Origin of the sequence: Pectobacterium wasabiae CFBP 3304 (assembly GCF_001742185.1) — a bacterium.
Classification (GTDB): domain Bacteria; phylum Pseudomonadota; class Gammaproteobacteria; order Enterobacterales; family Enterobacteriaceae; genus Pectobacterium; species Pectobacterium wasabiae.
Window position 1 is genome coordinate 1,062,895 of the sequence record NZ_CP015750.1, and the last position, 12,609, is coordinate 1,075,503.

General features: G+C 50.8%; 11 protein-coding genes and 2 tRNA genes. 6 read left to right on the forward strand and 7 right to left on the reverse strand.

Translation table 11 applies throughout. From position 1 onward, the window contains the following. Window positions 1-53: 53 nt before the first annotated feature. The 4 genes from A7983_RS04715 to A7983_RS04730 form a co-directional block, all read right to left on the reverse strand. The gene (locus A7983_RS04715) at window positions 54-1,760 is read right to left on the reverse strand and encodes a DUF6138 family protein (RefSeq protein ID WP_005973026.1); all 1,707 of its coding nucleotides are present in this window, start codon (window positions 1,758-1,760) and stop codon (window positions 54-56) included. Window positions 1,761-1,824: 64 nt separating this feature from the next. Continuing rightward, complete coding sequence (locus A7983_RS04720; protein ID WP_005973024.1) at window positions 1,825-3,885, reverse strand: DUF2207 domain-containing protein; 2,061 nt, start codon at window positions 3,883-3,885, stop codon at window positions 1,825-1,827. Window positions 3,886-3,889: 4 nt separating this feature from the next. Continuing rightward, window positions 3,890-4,432 carry a LemA family protein gene (locus A7983_RS04725; RefSeq protein ID WP_005973022.1) on the reverse strand — a complete coding sequence of 181 codons (543 nt, stop codon included), beginning with the start codon at window positions 4,430-4,432 and terminating at the stop codon, window positions 3,890-3,892. A gap of 232 nt (window positions 4,433-4,664) precedes the next feature. Further along, on the reverse strand, window positions 4,665-5,282 hold the full coding sequence (locus tag A7983_RS04730; RefSeq protein ID WP_005973019.1) for a LysE family translocator: 618 nt from the start codon (window positions 5,280-5,282) through the stop codon (window positions 4,665-4,667). Window positions 5,283-5,533: 251 nt separating this feature from the next. Here A7983_RS04730 and A7983_RS04735 point away from each other — a divergent pair, with 251 nt between their 5' ends. The 5 genes from A7983_RS04735 (at window position 5,534) to A7983_RS04750 (ending at window position 10,255) form a co-directional block, all read left to right on the forward strand. Next, window positions 5,534-6,418 carry a LysR substrate-binding domain-containing protein gene (locus tag A7983_RS04735; RefSeq protein ID WP_005973016.1) on the forward strand — a complete coding sequence of 295 codons (885 nt, stop codon included), beginning with the start codon at window positions 5,534-5,536 and terminating at the stop codon, window positions 6,416-6,418. A 19-nt stretch (window positions 6,419-6,437) separates the two neighbouring features. Then, window positions 6,438-7,604, forward strand: a complete 1,167-nt coding sequence (locus A7983_RS04740; protein ID WP_005973013.1) for an MFS transporter — start codon at window positions 6,438-6,440, stop codon at window positions 7,602-7,604. A gap of 183 nt (window positions 7,605-7,787) precedes the next feature. Then, window positions 7,788-8,225, forward strand: a complete 438-nt coding sequence (locus A7983_RS24320; RefSeq protein WP_237028208.1) for a hypothetical protein — start codon at window positions 7,788-7,790, stop codon at window positions 8,223-8,225. A 59-nt stretch (window positions 8,226-8,284) separates the two neighbouring features. Then, window positions 8,285-9,325 carry a DUF1963 domain-containing protein gene (locus A7983_RS24325; protein ID WP_237028209.1) on the forward strand — a complete coding sequence of 347 codons (1,041 nt, stop codon included), beginning with the start codon at window positions 8,285-8,287 and terminating at the stop codon, window positions 9,323-9,325. A gap of 99 nt (window positions 9,326-9,424) precedes the next feature. Continuing rightward, window positions 9,425-10,255, forward strand: coding sequence for a hypothetical protein (locus A7983_RS04750; RefSeq protein WP_005973008.1), 831 nt, complete (start codon window positions 9,425-9,427; stop codon window positions 10,253-10,255). An 86-nt stretch (window positions 10,256-10,341) separates the two neighbouring features. On the opposite strand, the gene A7983_RS04755 is transcribed toward A7983_RS04750, so the two are convergent. The 3 genes from A7983_RS04755 to orn form a co-directional block, all read right to left on the reverse strand. Continuing rightward, window positions 10,342-10,417, reverse strand: a tRNA-Gly gene (locus A7983_RS04755). A gap of 76 nt (window positions 10,418-10,493) precedes the next feature. Further along, a tRNA-Gly gene (locus A7983_RS04760) sits at window positions 10,494-10,569 on the reverse strand. 194 nt (window positions 10,570-10,763) lie between these two features. After that, window positions 10,764-11,306, reverse strand: a complete 543-nt coding sequence (gene orn / locus A7983_RS04765; protein WP_005973005.1) for an oligoribonuclease — start codon at window positions 11,304-11,306, stop codon at window positions 10,764-10,766. Between the two features lie 183 nt (window positions 11,307-11,489). Between orn and rsgA the strand changes: the two genes are divergently transcribed. Next, complete coding sequence (gene rsgA / locus A7983_RS04770; RefSeq protein ID WP_005973002.1) at window positions 11,490-12,539, forward strand: small ribosomal subunit biogenesis GTPase RsgA; 1,050 nt, start codon at window positions 11,490-11,492, stop codon at window positions 12,537-12,539. Window positions 12,540-12,609: the final 70 nt, after the last annotated feature.

The following is a 12,609-nucleotide window of genomic DNA, read 5'->3' on the forward strand; positions in this document are numbered from 1 at the left end:
GGGTTGAGCCACCCACAGCGTCAACCCGATTATTGTCGTCATTACCTTTAGGATTAGGCAGAAGCCTGAATGAGCGACGTCAGCAGAGCGCCGCGCTTCGCTTCCGATTTTTTCACCAGAGCAGCAAGCTTTTTGTCATTTCCCCAGATGAGGTACAAAATATGTTCGATCACGGCAGGTTCCCTCCTCCGCACCTCTTCAACCAGCAGTTCGAACAGTGCATCGTCCTCTAGCGCAGGTAACACATTCAGCTTTAGGCTTTCCGTCGCATGGCTCAGGCAGGCAACCAGTGTCGCTACGTTCTGTACCATCACGCCATGCTTATCGAAAAACGCGCGAATGAAGGCATCTTGTACCGATTGGTGCCCGTCATCCACGCTTTCCATATACTCTTTTACGAGTGGAAAATACCCAGCATCAGTCAGACCTAGCCCAAACACCGCATAGCTTCCCGGCATGCAGCACTTCTCATCTTCCGAATCAGCGTACCATTCAAATTCTTCGATTGCAGCACGAGCATAATCTTCAAGAAGTGGATAGCTCGATGCATATTGCGACGCGTTAGCAAAAAAACGATGGGTATCTGATTTTGCCAGCCCTTTGATCGGAAGGTACTGTCTTACTGACGATTTCAGGGCGATCTTGTAGCTCTTTGGAAAACCGAGCGTCAGTAAACGCGTAATGAAAAGCAACGCCTGCTCATACGCTTCGGCGCTTTCCTGACGAATACGAACCGTGATGGTAGAAAACACATCATTCGCCACGCATTCCACCCATTCGTTCTTCAGGTTAATCTGCGCATGCTCAAACGCACCGCTTCCCTCTTCCATAATGCTTGCCGCACGCGGATAGCCCAACTGCTTCGCAATATTCAGGTATTTCAGAGCCCGGGACTTACTATAAGAGGGTTCATAACGCAGGATCATGATTGCGGTATAGAGCACCAGCTCTATGGGGTGAAGTCCCTGCGGATCCTGTACCTCTACGGCCATTTCGGGCTTGAGGGTATAGATTTCCGGTTCGGAAAAATGCTCAGGCGGGGACACATCGCAATACCGCAGCAGAAATTGCTGTTCTACCCACGTTCTTAATGCATAAATAATGGTGCGCCGATGCTCCAACAATTCCTCATGTCCGACGTTTCGTTGCTGAATGTGTTCAAACTGAGTGATGATCCAGTGGATATCCTGCGAGGGAAAGAGCTGGACATCAAGCAGGTGACGAGCCAGAAAGAAAGTTTGTCGCTGTTCAGTCGGCGTGCTGCCATGCGTAAGATGCCGATCGATATAGGCGTGAATAGACTCAAGTAGCCACTGTTTTTTCGCCTCATCGGTAAACGTAAACAGCGTAACCAGCAGGCGAGCATCCGTCGTCGGGAATATGGCACGAAAGCAAAACCGATAGTCAATCACCGCACTCTCTGCCAGTTTCTCTACCCACTGGGCAATGGCCTGAGCCAGCGCCGGCACTACCTCCTCCTGTACCTGCGCGATGCTCAATGCCCCTTTTCGACGACCGGGAGACAGCCCATCGGCCTCACGCCTCGACTCAGAGGATATCGACGAACGACCCGGCACATAATCCAATATCACATCATTATGGATGCCCGCTTGCAGCGTGGTTCGCGATACGATTTTATCACCACCGATTCTTCTCTCCTGCGCATCAAACCATTCGTTGATTACCGTAAGCGATTCATCCCGCATGGGCAGTTCGTGTTGTGGTGATACCTCAGTTTTGTTTGCATGCCCGCCCGTCATTTTTCTCTTTTTCCTTGTTCATCGCTGATAACATGTTGCCCCAAAGCACGGTACTTGATGATGTTTACCAACCGCCGCCGCCGCCACCGCCGGAACCGCCCCCCGACGATCCGCGCCCGGAAGAGCCTGATCCACTGGAGCTACCGCCGCCGCCCCTGCCAGAGCCGGTATTCGACACCGTCCTCGACGAGGAACTACACGCACTGTTGAACTGGGAAAGACCATCCCACTGCGTACTAGAGAATACGCCAGAGACCATCTGATGGTGCTTCAGGTATTGAGCAAACGTATTAGCCCAGGTTTCCCCCACGCCCAACGCCAGCGCATAAGGCAACATACGTTCAAAATGCTCGACCAGCTTGTCGGGCGGGTACAGCGTTTCATAACGACGCTCTTCGGCGGCGCGAAGATACAGGATCATTCCTTTAGCTACGGCCAAGCCGTTCAGCCCTTTCTGGGTATGACGCGGCACAATGCAGAAGAACCCCAAACACAGTAACAGGCTTACCGATAAGGCACCCTGGTAGTCATCTGGCAGTTGAGACGATGTCAGTAGGCGAAATAATGCGAGGCCAAAAGGCAGTGTAAAGAGAAAGCCCGCCACGGCCAGAAAGAGCAATGCCTTGCTTTTCTCGCTATTCTTTAGCAGCGCGGAATAGCGTGCATATTTCAGTAGCTGTAGACACAGCATCGTGCTGAACAGCAGGAAAGGCATACAGATCACCGAGCTCACCGCCGTCCAGAGGTTGAAGAACAAGCCGTACAACACCGGAACCAACAAGCTTAGCGCAACCCCCACTTTCACCGCTCCCGCGATAGATAAAAACAGCGTCGGATGCGTTTTTTCATAATGCGCTTCCTGAGCTTTACGCGCCTTCTGCATTGGCACCGAACGCATACTGGTTTCCGTTATATCCAGTTTTTTCGTCTTGCCGGGAAACAACGTGCTGAGGAGCTGTTTATCCTCAGACGTCAGCTTTTCAGACCCGTGGTCAGACAAGCGAGTTAGCCACTGCTCCTCACGCCCCGGCGTCATACCGCTTCGGGTTTTTCTTGGCTTGTGCTTAATTTTTGTCAGTTCGATAGCGCGCTTAGCGATCAGATCCAATACATCACTGCTAAACGCCACGTTATCGTAGGTTCGTTGACAGAGGTAACGCACATAGCCAGGCGAAATACCATCGGGAACGCTATACAACGGCACGACTGCGGGTTTGGTTAAACGACTGGCGGCTATATGTTTACGCCACCATAACAGGTAGTAAGCCACGATCAGGAAGGGAGGAAACCACAGCACCCCACGTTTCAGCGTGGGTGAGAGCACATGTCCCAGCAGAGAATCTTCCTGTGGCGCAGGGGCTGAAGCCAAAATACTACGCGGCCAGGTATAGGCAACCGTGACCCCTTCCCCAATCCCCAGCGGTGCAGTGGTCTCAATGTTGCCAGCAGCTAAAATACGAGCATGATGACCTTTCTCGCCTAGCGACCCCGTATACACATCAACCGAACGCAAACGGGAGTCTTTACCATCAGGCGTCAGAAACGCATCTTGTTCTGGTAAGTACAAACGAAAACGGACTTTATCGATGGGGTAACGCCAACCATTACCCGTGACATTCCAATACAGCTCATCCCAATCAGGAAAGCGGCTAAAATGGTTACTCACCTGATAGTGGAGACGATAACGGTATATTCCGGGCGGTAACAAACGATCGGCACTGCCGATCAAGACCTTCAGTTCCTCGTGGGCTTGTTCAAGCGAATAATGCTCAGGTACACCATCACGCAGTACCTGCTTAATCTGGTATTGCAACCGAAACGTACTGCCGTCCTGCCGATGCCAGACCAGCGGGAATGTGCGGAATATCCCGCGTTTCATCTGCTCGCCGTTCGATTGCACCTGGATGGTCTCATCCACCAGCATGGAACCATCCAACTGGAAATGAGCTTGTGAATCAAACAGTAAAATACGTTCGCCCATCCCCCGTTGATACAAACTCGCATCGGATGCAACACTGACCCCCGGGTAAAATTCATGATCCACCGCGCTTGCCGGAGCCAAAGCACTCCACCAGAGTAAAACCAGCCAGCCGCACCAGCGCTGCGCATCCCTCCACCTTGCCATTACGTCACTCCATCCGTGGAACGTCACTCTCTGCGGGATTCTCCAGTTCAAAGAACGGTTCGGTCTTAAACTGGAACAATTTTGCGATTAATAAGCTAGGGAAGGATTCCACCTGAATATTCAAATCCCGCGCTGTGGCATTGAAATAACGGCGTGACATCTGAAGCTGTTCTTCAATTTCAGAGAGCGATTGCTGCAAGGCGAGGAAGTTTTGGTTGGCCTTCAGATCAGGGTATGCCTCAGCCAGAGCAAAAAAGCGCCCCAGCGTTCCTGAATATTCCCGTTCATTCTGAGCAATTTGGCGCGTGCTGCCAGCCTGATGAGTACGCTGACGAGAAATGGCTTCCAGCAGATCTTTTTCGTGCTGTGCGTAGCGCTTAACCAATGTCAGGAGATTAGGGGCCAGATCGTGACGGCGCTTCAGTTGCACCGCAATGCCGCTCCAGGCTTCATCTTTAAAACGTCGCAGAGATATCAACCGGTTGTAGGTAAAAATCGCCCAGATAACCACCAGACCAACCAGAGCCAAACCAAGATAAATTTCCATTTTAAACTGTCTTTTCGCTGTGATAGAGAAGGAAAATCAACGCGTTGGTGTAACAATGAAGAGTACCGACGAATAGTACCGCATCCCAACGTCGTTGGTGACAGGAAATTACAATAGCTTGATTTTTCTCATGCTGTAGAGGTGCGATCGCTCACCGGGTGACAACCCCAATACATCGAAAAATGCGTGCCTTGGGACAAAGATCGGGCCGTTTTATTCATCACTGTTCCCTCTAGAGGGTAATTTTGGTAAACGCCAGAGAAGCGCCTAACACCATCAGGGCTATGCCAATCCCTTTATCGACCAAACGCTGACGATCGAGCAGCCGACGACGCATAGCGGGTGCGGTAAAAAACAGCGCAACAATGCTGAACCATATCCAGTGCGCTACCGACATAAATACCCCGTAACCAAAATTATGGCCCATTGGGCTACCGGGCTGCACGATCTGGGTATAGGTGGCGACCACAAACAGCATGGTTTTCGGGTTAAGGGCATTGGTGAGAAAACCCATACGAAACGCAGCAAGCGACGACGGTGCATTACCGAAGGCATCCTCTAACTTTATTTTTGTCGTATTGGTTAGTGATTTGTACCCCAGATAAATCAGATATGACGCCCCCAGAACCTTCATCGCCATAAACATCATCGGGGAGTTAATAATAAATACCGCAATGCCAAAAACGGTATACATCACATGGATCTGGACACCGCAGGCAATGCCAAACGCGCTAAGTAACCCAGCGCGCGAGCCAAAGGCATAACTGTTTCTGGTCACCATGGCAAAATCAGGCCCCGGACTGATAACCGCCAAAATAGTGATAGTCGAGACGGCAATTAACTCATTCATTAATATTTTCCTTGTTCGGCAAGCCATCATTTTCACGATGATTTTGCACAGATGGGTAACAAGCGAATGAGAAGATGGATACAAAGACAGCGGTCACCATACGGCTACAAAAGGCACCACCTTCACAATATCGCCTGACTATTTAGGCTATTACGCTTCTTTACTCTTGAAGACAGTTTGATTATTCAGCGTTTGCACATATCAAAAAAGCGATTTATCTTGGTGGAAATCAGTCAAATTTCATCGTGTATATGAAACTTCCCTCGTTAGCCTCTTTTCGCTTCTTTGAAGCAGCCGCACAAACCGGTAGCTTTGTTAAAGCCGCTGAGTCTTTGCATGTCACGCACGGTGCCGTCAGCAGACAAATTAGATTGCTGGAAGATGCACTGGGGGTTGAACTGTTTGAACGACGTAACCGGGCGATTTTTTTAAATGCAGCGGGCCGCACTTTACACACGGTCACGCAGTCTGTTTTCGAGCAACTCGACAGCGCGGTATATCGACTACAGCAAGGTGCGCAGAATGATGTACTGACGCTATCATGCGAACCCACGATTGCCATGAAATGGTTGATTCCGCGACTGCCTGCTTTTAATCAGGCGAATCCTGATATCAAACTTCATCTGGTCGCTGCGGGCGGGCCAATTGATTTCGTGCGTAGTGGCGTTGATCTCGCACTACGGCGTGACGACTTTCACTGGGAACCGCAAACGCATGGTGTGAAGGTGTGTGACGAATGGATCGGGCCAGTATGCCGTGACAAGGCCGAACGCAAAGACAGTCTGGAGGGAATGCGTTTGCTCTATACCGGAACGCGACCTAAAGCGTGGACAACCTGGCAACGGCAGACTCATATCTCCATCAAAGGGACAACTCGAGCTGACTATGAGCACTTTTATCTGTGTATTCAGGCGGCGGTTTCAGGGCTAGGCATGGCAATCGCGTCTTTTCTGATGGTGCAAGACGAAATGGGTAGTGGGCAATTGCATGCACCGTATGGATTTGCGCGAGATGGTTCTGCTTATTACTTGTTATCGCCCGTCCCCCTTGAGCAAAATGAAAAATACGCACGATTTCATACCTGGCTCATGCAGGAAATGTCTACCTGCCTTTCTGGAGTTGAAGCGCCTTGTTAACATCGGTATTGGAAGCACAATGACAGCACATTCCCGTGAATCCAATTTCACGACACTGAACATGATTATTGCCGCGTCCCTCGTGGGATTAGTCACAGGGTACACGCTGCCGCTGATCAGCCTAAAGCTTGCCGAGCACGGGCACAGCACGGCGACGCTCGGCATTCTGGCTGCCCTTCCAGCGGCAGGGATGATGCTCTCTTCGTTCGTTACCCCCTGGCTCAGTCGCCGCCTACACGCCAGATATCTGTTATCCGGCAGCCTGATTATTCTGGCGGCATCAACCGTGGCCTCATTCCTGCTGTCACACCCGGTTTCGCTCATTTTACCCCGCCTGTTAACCGGGCTCGCTTCGGGGATCCTTGTCGTACTAGGAGAAACCTGGGTCACCAGCCGGGCTTCAGATAAACACAAAGCGACACTGACGGGGCTGTATGCCTCGGTTTTCACAGGGTGTCAGTTGATAGGGCCGCTGCTTATTGCCGCTGGCGAGCCTATTCAGACCTATGCACTATGGTTAATTTGTGGCGTATCCGCTGCGTGTGCGCTCATGCTGAGAAATTGCGCCACGATGGTTCGAGCGGATGAACAGTCCTCGGCATCTTATCGGGATCTTATCCCTTTTCTCCCGGCGATCGCCTCTGGCGTATTCTGCTTCTCCTTTTTCGATGCCAGCATACTGTCACTCTTTCCACTCTATGGTATGGCGCAAGGCTTAGACGAAAAATCCGCGATCTTATTGGTCACACTCATCTTTCTGGGTGATGCCGTCTTCCAGACGCCGATTGGCTGGCTGGCAGACAAATGCGGCATCATAAAAATCCACATCGGCTGCGGCATTCTTTTCTGTGTGATGCTGGTATGCATCGCCTTTTCATTCTCTTCTCCTTCACTTCTGGCTCCAGTCTGCATCATACTGGGTGCAGCAGCAGGTGGGCTTTACACACTGTCCCTCGTTCGGGCAGGTCAGCAGTTTGCTGGTCAGCGACTGATTGTGATGAATTCTCTTCTGGGGCTGGTGTGGTCTGTAGGCAGTATCAGCGGCCCCCTACTCTCCGGTGCTGCGATTACATTTTACGGTTACGACAGCTTCATCGCCGCATTGCTACTCATCGGCGTGTTGTTTGTCGGCACACAGGGCATATTAAGAAAAGAACGCTCATCACGTTCACTAGGTGAAGAGTGAATAACAGGGACGCTCTGATAATATCGATCCTCACAGCGACATTGAAAGTGCATTCAAACAGGGAATAGTCATGACATTTATACATACGGACGTTTTATCCATCGATTTCCCCCGAATTTCACTTCCGTTGAGCAAATCGGACAGGGTGCGGTCGGCCAGTACCCGACTGACGACAGTCTCGTCGTGCTGGATATTTATCCGGTTGACAGGGAATTACTACATAAAACGGAAACAGGACAAACTGAGCGATATCGCTCCTTTTGCAGCAAAATCTATGGAAAGCTCACCTGGCTTGAAGAAAAAACGATCTCCCTTGAAAACTACAGCGCATTGTTAATGACGGCTGAAGGGATTTACGGCTTTGCTTACCTGTTTGCGTTTATCCGCTTGACTGACACGGTTTGCCTTTTCGCTGGGGGATACTGCCCGCTGGAGCAGCAACAAGAGCACTTTATAACAATAGAAACCGCACTGCGCAGCCTGCGAATTGTCACTACCACACCAGAAACAGCATTCCACAGCCACCTAAAAGCGAAGGGAGTAGAAGCGGTCACAACACAGGACTGCGAAGTGAAAGCAAAGCAGAGAAGCATTGCAGAGACACCAACCTACCCCCTATAACGCTAGATCCTGCCCTGTTCCCGTTGCTGGCGGAGCATTCGCCGCTAAGACAGCACCTCGTGGATGCGCTCCTCTCGGCTGACGCTATTACCCCCATCGCCCATGCCGTAGCAGGTACCTTACGCAGTAGCATCGATTTCTATCATGGTGCAGAAGACGACCACTCAGGGCTCGGTAACCACCGACTCGGCGGCCTGCCAGATTTACCTGTCGATATTCCTTACCCTTGTGTCAGCGTCGCCAAAGACACCCTGCTTGAGTACGAAGAGTGCTGGGAAGCCGGTGATGACGAAGAAGAAGAGGTATGCATTTTCCCTTGGGACGACGCTACACAAACTTACCGTGTACCGTTGGAATTTATTGCGCAGATAGATTGTCGCGCTTTGGCACCGTTGCAAGACTACTTACCGCGTGAAGGCACGTTATTCTTCTTTCTGGAATGTGGAAGCAGCCCTTTGACGACCAGAGGGAAAGTTATCTATGTACCGGACACGGCAAGCCTGAGCAGTGGAACACGCTTTGCCGAACTGTCTTTCAATGACGAAAAGACGCTCGGGCAAAAGCCGGCCTTTAAACTGCATCCCAAAGCCAGCGTTACCGTACCCAGTTTTTACGCATTACGCCAAAATCCTCATATTGGTTCCATACTCTGCTCACGTATGAGTCTGGAACAGCAGGCAGCACTGGATGATGATGAATACGACGATGCGCTATCCCGCCTTGGCTTTGCACAATATTATGCCTGGAAGCTACGGCAACTGGGCGCATTCAATCTGCTACCTGGTAGTAAAGCGACTGAAGCGCAACTGGCCTGGATGATCGAAAAAGACATGCTGCCATCGGACTTTCCACCTGATGATCCGTTGCCTGAATATCAGGGCATTGCCCGAATGAATAGCTGTGGCTTCAGCCAGCATGAATTGCCTGAGTTGCAGGCAGCACAGAAATTAGGCGGCGAAGCACAAGACTGGCTGGTACTGTTTCAGGCCTGTTTGGACGGGCAATTCCAGTGGGATGATGGCGTGCTGAACTTCATCATCCATCGCTCCGACCTTGCAGCCAAACGCTTCGACCGGATATTCATGGTCTGCGACTACTGAGTACCTACATTTTGCTAAGGTGAAGTGGCTCAGAATAAAAAGGGATAAATGTCTCATCGCAATAGATGCGAAACGAGCCAAACATAGGATGTAATCACGATGCAATTACCAAACTGGGATGAATTTTCTGATTTTTTTGCTGCTCAGAATGATGAGCAGGCCAGTGTAAGACGTAAAGCCTTTTTAGAGCAGCAGGGGGAATCATGCCAGTCGGACTCTGAACGAGATGATTATCAGTCAATATTCATGAGTGTCTACGGTATTCATATCGATTGGAAAGAGGGTATTTTCAGTCTGCTGGAGGCACTCTCGGAGACGCTGGGCGAAGCGACGTTCTCCGCTGAATTCGACTATGACAGTGACATCGAGAGCGCAACCATAGACTTTGCCGGTGGTCAGTCTGTATTTCACCATTATTCACTAGGCTGTGATGAGTACGATACGGAACATGTACGGGTTGAGCATCTGTTACTTCTCGGCGGATATGCTCTGCGTGTATACAGGGAAAGCATGATGAGCGATACCCTGTCCTTCCTACTCATGCCCTTAAACGAGTGGAAGCGAGCCAAGCAGCAGTTCGGTGCAGCGTCAATCTCAGCACACTTTACCCCGTATGAAAGCCTGTGCCTCGAACCTGAATATGAGGATACAACGGCGAACGATACGTCGGCCAATCACCAAAAGACACACCATGCACCGAACCCTGACCTTTTTTATGTCTGGAGGACGCGAATCCTCTTTTGGTGTGTGCTTCCGGTGTTAGCTGTATTTACGATTGGTGCTTTATGGCATGCTCTGGCGAACACAGAGCCATTACCACCATCTCAACCTAAGGGCTGTGAAAACGTAGAAAAAGTACATTCAAAGTTACGCCCTGAAGTCGCTGAGCCGCTAAAAGCTCGAATGCGCAAAAGTTTAGGGTGTCAGTGAGGTGGCACTAAGCAGGAATGCGTTTCGCAGAGCAAAAAAACGAATGATTTTGATAAAGGGAATAATAAAAAAAGAGACGAAGAGATTGGAGCGGGAAACGAGACTCGAACTCGCGACCCCGACCTTGGCAAGGTCGTGCTCTACCAACTGAGCTATTCCCGCATATCGGACAGACACTAACAGGCGTTACGTCTGATTACTGCACACAGTTTGTATGGTGACAAACCGTGATAAAACTTGGAGCGGGAAACGAGACTCGAACTCGCGACCCCGACCTTGGCAAGGTCGTGCTCTACCAACTGAGCTATTCCCGCCCGGGAAATCTGCATACGATGTTGACGTTCTTTAATTGAAATTCTTCATCGGTATGGGGTGCGCATTATACGAGAAATCCATTTAACCGCAAGCCCCCGAAAATGAAAAATCGTCTGACTGCTGATAAAAACGACATCATGGCGTAAATATCAGCAGATCGTAGCGCATCGATAACCCTACCGGCTCGCTTCACCTACAGTCGCAGAAAATTCTCACGATAATAGACCAGCTCAGCCAGTGATTCGCGAATATCGTCCATCGCCTGATGCGTGCCTTGCTTCTTAAAACCCGTCAGGATTTCCGGCTTCCAGCGTCGCGCCAGCTCTTTGAGCGTGCTGACATCCAGATAGCGGTAATGGAAGTAGGCTTCCAGCTCCGGCATGTAGCGAAACAGAAAGCGGCGATCCTGGCCGATGCTGTTGCCACAAATCGGCGATTTACCGGCCGGCACCCATTTTTGTAAAAATGCCAGCGTTTCCAGCTCGGCGGCACGTTCATCCGTGGTGCTGGCTTTGACGCGATCGGTCAAACCGCTCGAACCATGCGTGCGCACATTCCAGTCATCCATCAGCGCCAATTGGCTATCCGACTGATGCACCGCCAGTACCGGCCCTTCAGCCAACACGTTCAGATTTGCATCCGTAACCAGCGTTGCGATCTCAATAATGCGATCGTGATCCGGGTTCAGGCCGGTCATCTCAAGATCGATCCAGATCAGGTTATTTTCATCTACCATCGTGGGAATTCCTGTTGCATTGTGCCCTGTCGTCGATACAAGGATACCAGCATCAATCTCAATGCTGATACCGACAAGGTGGTATCAGTTAATTAAAATCAAATAGGGTGTATTATAGTCTGTTAAAACGCGGCGGGCGATAACGCACTGCCACGAACGATAAATCGTCTTAAGTGAGGCTCAGTGAGCAAAAAGAAACTGTCGAAAGGTCAGCAGCGTCGGGTTAGCGCCAACCACCAGCGTCGCCTGAAAAAAACGGAAAGCAAAGTCGAATGGGAAGATAGTCAACTGGGCGACGCGCAGGAAGGCATCATCATCAGCCGATTCGGCATGCACGCCGATGTAGAAGCCACCGATGGCGTGGTGCACCGCTGCAACATTCGTCGGACCCTTTCATCGCTGGTAACAGGCGATCGCGTCGTCTGGCGGCCCGGCCATGAATCACTCGCGGGCATCAGCGGGATCGTGGAAGCCGTTCACCCTCGTCATTCTGTACTAACACGCCCTGACTATTACGATGGCATTAAACCGATCGCGGCCAATATCGATCAGATCGTGATCGTTTCAGCGATCTTGCCTGAACTGTCGCTGAACATCATCGATCGCTACCTGGTCGCCTGCGAAACGCTGGAGATCGAACCGCTGATCGTGCTGAACAAAATTGACCTGTTGGATGATAAATCCCGCCAGTTTGTTGACGAACAGATGGATATTTACCGTGCACTCAAGTATCGCGTGTTGATGGTTTCCAGCCATACTCAACAGGGTATTCCCGAACTGGAGCAAGCCTTAACTGACCGTATCAGTATTTTCGCCGGGCAATCAGGCGTCGGAAAATCCAGCCTGCTTAACGCGCTGCTCGCCCTGGGTGAAGAACGCATTCTGGTCAATGAGGTTTCCGATAACTCAGGATTGGGACAACACACCACCACTGCCTCCCGGCTTTACCACTTCCCGCACGGCGGCGATGTCATCGACTCGCCGGGCGTGCGCGAATTTGGTCTGTGGCATCTGGAGCCCGAACAGGTTACCAGTGGTTTCATTGAGTTACGTGAATATATCGGCTCGTGCAAGTTCCGCGATTGTAAGCACGAAAACGATCCAGGCTGTGCGATTAACGCCGCACGTGAGCGCGGAGATATTGCTACAGAACGCTTTGATAACTATCACCGGATTCTGGAAAGCATGGCGCAAGTAAAAACGCGTAAAGGCTTTTCGGATACAGATAACTGACATTTATCATGACCGTCGTTACAATGCGCCCCCTTTGAGGGTAAGCGAATCCGCTTACTCTCTTTCTGGG

Coding starts and splice junctions, on each gene's coding strand:
- A7983_RS04750 (WP_005973008.1), top strand. CDS start 9,425: ATGCAATTACCAAACTGGGATGAATTTTCTGATTTTTTTGCTGCTCAG.
- A7983_RS04720 (WP_005973024.1), bottom strand. CDS start 3,885: ATGGCAAGGTGGAGGGATGCGCAGCGCTGGTGCGGCTGGCTGGTTTTA.
- A7983_RS04725 (WP_005973022.1), bottom strand. CDS start 4,432: ATGGAAATTTATCTTGGTTTGGCTCTGGTTGGTCTGGTGGTTATCTGG.
- A7983_RS04730 (WP_005973019.1), bottom strand. CDS start 5,282: ATGAATGAGTTAATTGCCGTCTCGACTATCACTATTTTGGCGGTTATC.
- A7983_RS04715 (WP_005973026.1), bottom strand. CDS start 1,760: ATGACGGGCGGGCATGCAAACAAAACTGAGGTATCACCACAACACGAA.
- orn (WP_005973005.1), bottom strand. CDS start 11,306: ATGGTAGATGAAAATAACCTGATCTGGATCGATCTTGAGATGACCGGC.
- A7983_RS04740 (WP_005973013.1), top strand. CDS start 6,438: ATGACAGCACATTCCCGTGAATCCAATTTCACGACACTGAACATGATT.
- A7983_RS04735 (WP_005973016.1), top strand. CDS start 5,534: ATGAAACTTCCCTCGTTAGCCTCTTTTCGCTTCTTTGAAGCAGCCGCA.